Genomic DNA, 5,076 nt, shown 5'->3' with positions numbered 1-5,076 from the left:
CTCCTGGGTAAAGTCACCCTGAAACACCAGAATCAGTTTCTGCGACATCATGGTGCGGTGCAGGTCATAAATAAAATTCATGCGTCAGAAGATTAGATTAAAATTGATTGAGATTCACTAAGTTATAATTTATTTTATTTTAATAGCCACCCCCACACTATAAAAGCGAAGGTTTAGACTTCTTGTTTAAAATTTTATCCCGATCAGCAACACGTCATCCGTCTGCTTATGATCGCCTCTCCAACCTTCCCATTCCTGATCAAATATAGCGACTGCATCGTTCATGGACGACTGATGGACACGCTCGATGATATCACGAACTCGTTTCGGACCAAACTTGCGTCCCTCCGGTCCGCCAAACTGGTCAGGGAATCCATCTGAACTAAAGTAGATAGAGTCTCCTTCTTCCAGCTTCACGTAGGTGTTGGTAAAGTTAGTTTGGTTCTTAAATATACCACCACCTATCGGGAATTTATTACCTTTTACTTCGTCCATCACACCGCTCTTCATGATATACAACGGGCGGTGAGCTCCGGCATATTCTACTTCGCGCGTAGTTGTGTTGATCTTACACAACGCGATGTCCATACCATCTTTCGTTGTTGAATCTTCGTCCTGGCGTAACGTAGTGGTAACCCCTTCGTCAAGCAGATCGAGGATCTTTCCTGGTTCGGTAATTTTACGACTTCTAACAATGTCGTTCAACAGGAAGTATCCGATCAACGATAACAAGGCTCCTGGTACACCGTGTCCTGTACAGTCAACGGCCGCGATAAAGATATCGTCCTTGATCTGTACAAACCATGGGAAGTCACCGGATACAACGTCACGCGGTTTATATAGTATAAATGAATCTGGTAAAGCACGGTTGATCACGCGGCTGTTCGGCAGGATCGCTGTCTGAATGCGTTTCGCGTAATTTATACTTTCGGTAATCTTCTTGTTCTTATTCTGGATCTCAAGCTCGATCATCTTTCTTTCTGTAATGTCGTGCGACACGACAAGAACAGATTCAAGCTTGTTCGATTCGTCAAATTCAGGTATAGCATTTACCTGCATAATGCGTTTACCCATTTCAGAAGGGAAATCCATTTCGGTATCAGCCTTCTCATTGGTAGCATTTACCTGCTCAACTACTTTTAACCAGCCCTCGAGCACCGCGTTGTCGAGCTCGGCATCTTTCACTTTCTTGTTCAGGAAGAAAGTAGGATGCTTGCCGGTATATTCTTCGATAACCGGGTTGATATAGGAAATCGATTCGCCTTCGAGACGTGTGATAAGGTCAAGCGAGTTTTCGGAGAGCGCCTGCATTTTACTACGCATCCGTTGCTCTTGTTCTGCTCTTCTGCGCTCGGTGATATCACGTGAGTTGAGGATGAAACCGTGGATGGCGGGGTTAGCCATACAGTTCGTTCCGGTAGATTCGATCCAGATAAAGCTTCCGTCTTTCGCGCGGTATTCGTATTGGATTGTAACCTTCTCGTCAGGGTGCGCTGTCATTTTACGGAACAGCTCTTTAAAGTGGATCCGGTGATCGGGATGTACTTTATCTATATCACTCTTGCCGATCATCTCTTTCTGTCCGTAGCCCAAGATGGTTTCAACAGAAGGAGATATATAGCGTATACTTTCGTCTTCTTCGTAGATGGTAATAACCTCGGAAGCGTTCTCGAGCAAAAGCTGCATCCGCTTTTGTGTGCGGTTTACCTCTTCGATCTGTTCTTCCAGTTTTTGATTTGAACGCTGCAGCTCTTCTTGTGTAGCCTGCATTTCTTCTGCGTTCTGGCGAAGTACTTCCTGCTTTTCTTTCAACTCGTTACTCATCTCCTGCGATTCAGCTAGAAGCACACGAGTACGTTCGTTTACTTTGATGTTGAAGATGGTACGTGCCAGGATGAGTGAAAGCTCTTGTACAAATTTTACCTGCGATGGATCGAACTTACGGAAGCCGGCAAACTCCAGCACACCGTATACTTCTTCGTTGGTAATAAGCGGAACAATGAGCACGCAGGCCGGGCGTTGATCGCCTAATATACCCGAGGTGATTGTTACATAATCATCCGGTATCTCGGTGCGCATTACAGTATCTTTTTCGGCAGCAGCCTGGCCTACCAGCCCTTCCGCAAATTTGAATTTAGCCTTCAGGTATTTTTTACGGTTATAGGCATAGCTGGCGCGCATCTCGATAACGGCTGGCGTAGTTTCATCATTCACCACATAGAATGCGCCCTGTATAGCTCCGATCTTTTCGAGTATAAATTTGATGACGTCTTCACCGAGTGCATCGATGGAGTCGTGCATACGCAGGATCTCACTGATCTCGGCAACACCACGCACAATCCAGTTGCGTTCCTTATCGCGTCTTTCGTTCTCGATCAGGTTGTTACGCATGTCGATCAATGAAAGCCCCAGCAAGTCGTTTTCACTGGCGGGTTTGAACTCGGTATCATATTTACCTTCACCAATGCGCTTGGCAAAATCTGCATTGCCGCGCAGGGTTTGTACCAGCTCATTTACTTTAGCACCCATCTGGCCAAATTCATCGCTGCTGTTCTGTACAGAATTTTCGGGCAGTACACCTTGCGCTACAAGGCTCACGGTATTGCGCATGGCGTATAGCGGGCGCGTGAGCGAACGCGAGAAGAGCATCGCCAGAAATATAGCGAGTGCTACAATGCAAAGGCCTGCGTAGAGGAATGTAGAGATCAGGCCTTCTGCGTTTCCGTTGGCTTCATCTAAATTCATCTTGGCGATCAACGCCATGCTGTTTCCTACTTTACGACCCATCTGCAGGATAGGCGTACCGTTGATATCTTTACCAATAGCCGATATATTTTTGCCTTCTACTATATCTGCAAAGCCGCTTACAAAGCGATCTGTAGGATTGTATAGTATAATAGCGGAAGAAGTATCGCTACGAAGCGGACTTACAATGGCTACTTTTCTGGATGATGGATCTACACGACCGAGCAACAACTCGCCTGTCTGCCCAAGACCATGATATGATTTCAGAACCTTATAGGCTGATGTGAGATCAAGCTTGATGATGATGAGTTCCTGGCTGCCGCTGTTTGTTGTGAGTGAACCGGCAACATAAGAGAAGTAATTCTTTTTGCTCTTATCGCGGAAAACAGAGGTGAAATATACTCCTGACTTGGCACGCTCGAACGTGATACCATCTGGATCGATAAAATTACCCTTGATGTCGGCATTCGATGAAGCTATAACGGCACCGGTGGGCGAGGTAATAATGATATCGTCTACTTCAAATACAAATTTCTGTTCACCTAAAAATTCCGGAAGACCACCGGAGGGAGCATTGCTGAAGGATGCTGTTGAGTCGTCTGCAGGTGTAGCATCGGCAGGAGGCCCGCCCATTAACGCGGCCAGATCGGCACCACCGGCATCCGCGGAAGCTGTTTCTCCTTTCTTCAGTGTTTCGGAGTTCTTGAGTATCTCTACGGCTGTTGCAGCTCTACTGAAAAATGTATTCAGATAGGCGGCACGGTTATCGGCCAGCGCATTGAGTGTAACAGAGAATTTTTCCCGGTTGGCTTTCAGGTGATAGTCATAGCTGAAAAAACTGATCGCGGCCACCGCCACGAGCGACACCGCGAGTATCAGGAGGGTAATCTTGGTGCTGACGTTTATGCTTTTCATCATACGCGTTGGACGCTATATTTATGCTCTGTTTGAAATTTTATTCGCGATTAGCTCGGCCGCTTCTTCTACAAACTTTCGTTGATCTTCCGACAGGTTTGTAAAGGAAGCAATCTCTATAACGCCCACCACCTGATCTTTCTTGATCGGTACGATGAGCAGATAACGCGGTGATGCACTTCCAAGACCGGAGATGATCTTTACATATCCCTGCGGCACATCATCTACATAGAGGGTGCGTGCGCTGGTGGCTGCCTGGCCAATAAGGCCTTCGCCAAATTCGTAGCTAATCACAGTGCTTTCGCCAATGGTAAGGGCGTAACCGTTCTTGAGCTCTACTTTACGTTTGCCGTCTTCTTCTTTTACTATATATATAGCTCCCTGGCCGGCTTCCAGTTGCTTGCATACTGCCTGCAAACCTGCCTGGAGTATATCTTTCTGACTGGCCTGGCTCAGACTGCTCTTTACTGTGTCGAGGCTGATGGATGTTTTGCCTGCCTGCTCAGCGGCTTCGCGCTCGGCTGTAGCGGCATCGATGATTCTGTCGCGCATCACCACTACTTCCTGCTTATAGCGCAGTGCCATCGCCAGCGTAGATGCACCCAACACAAAGGTGAGGGCCAGTACGATATAGATGTTTATGAGATCTGATTGATAGCCATCCGTCAGGCGAAGATTTGCCGGAAGCGAATAGATCAGGTATAATGAAACACCAATGCCTGCTGTGAAGAGTACAGCCAGGATCAGGTTCAGGTAGTAGCGATCGTTAAATACACCAGTCATCGATATTGTTTATCTAGTTCTTTCAAAAACTCTACAATTTGGTCAACCTTTAGCACATGATCAATTTTTGTTGCTGCCAGCGCTGCACGCGGCATCGTATCGATCATACACTCTGAAGGTTCCTGCACAATGGTTAACCCTCCGCGATCATGTATATGCTTCATGCCAAGTGCTCCGTCTTTGTTAGCACCGGAGAGCAGTATACCGATCAGTTTATCTTTATAAACAAAGGCACTTGTTCCCAGTGTTATATCTATAGCGGGACGCGAGTTGTTTATCATCTCTTCTGTCGAGAGCGCGAAATATAGCCCGAGCTCTACAGACATGTGATAGTTGGCAGGCGCCAGGTATACACTTCCTTTCTTTATATTTTCTTTATCGTGTGGTTCGGTAACCTGCACAACGCTTTTAATGGAGAGCGCTTCCACAAAACCATTGCGCACATGCTTCAGCCTGTGCAAGCACATGATTATAGGCAGCGGAAAACCTTTAGGCAACTGTGACAGGATCTTTACTACACCCTGGAAGCTGCCTGCTGACCCACCGATAACAACGGCTTTATAGCTGTTATTTAGGTTGAACTTACTCATTCGTAAAAGGCAAACTTCACTTAATCTTTTATTTTCTTGTAAA

At 46.5% G+C, this 5,076-nt stretch carries 3 protein-coding genes; all 3 read right to left on the bottom strand.

Translation table 11 applies throughout. The annotated features are described in order from the left end of the window. Positions 1 to 186: 186 nt before the first annotated feature. Genes VIN08_RS03810 through VIN08_RS03800 form a run of 3 tightly spaced genes read right to left on the bottom strand, consistent with a single transcriptional unit; the run spans position 187 to position 5,033 of the window. Positions 187 to 3,663 carry a PAS domain S-box protein gene (locus VIN08_RS03810; protein ID WP_331960479.1) on the bottom strand — a complete coding sequence of 1,159 codons (3,477 nt, stop codon included), beginning with the start codon at positions 3,661 to 3,663 and terminating at the stop codon, positions 187 to 189. A gap of 18 nt (positions 3,664 to 3,681) precedes the next feature. Continuing rightward, a complete protein-coding gene (locus VIN08_RS03805) occupies positions 3,682 to 4,443 on the bottom strand; it encodes a GAF domain-containing protein (protein WP_331960476.1) in 762 nt (253 codons plus the stop codon). After that, the gene (locus tag VIN08_RS03800) at positions 4,440 to 5,033 is read right to left on the bottom strand and encodes a chemotaxis protein CheB (protein WP_331960473.1); all 594 of its coding nucleotides are present in this window, start codon (positions 5,031 to 5,033) and stop codon (positions 4,440 to 4,442) included. Before VIN08_RS03800 ends, VIN08_RS03805 begins: the two co-directional genes overlap by 4 nt. Positions 5,034 to 5,076: the final 43 nt, after the last annotated feature.

This window comes from Ohtaekwangia sp. (assembly GCF_036568665.1).
Classification (GTDB): Bacteria; Bacteroidota; Bacteroidia; order Cytophagales; family Cyclobacteriaceae; genus Ohtaekwangia.
The sequence above is the reverse complement of the archived record's forward strand: the minus strand, read 5'-3'. Positions and strand labels throughout refer to the sequence as shown.

Excerpts from the sequence above, each read along its gene's own strand:
- VIN08_RS03810 (WP_331960479.1), bottom strand. The coding sequence starts at position 3,663 with ATGATGAAAAGCATAAACGTCAGCACCAAGATTACCCTCCTGATACTC.
- VIN08_RS03805 (WP_331960476.1), bottom strand. The coding sequence starts at position 4,443 with ATGACTGGTGTATTTAACGATCGCTACTACCTGAACCTGATCCTGGCT.
- VIN08_RS03800 (WP_331960473.1), bottom strand. The coding sequence starts at position 5,033 with ATGAGTAAGTTCAACCTAAATAACAGCTATAAAGCCGTTGTTATCGGT.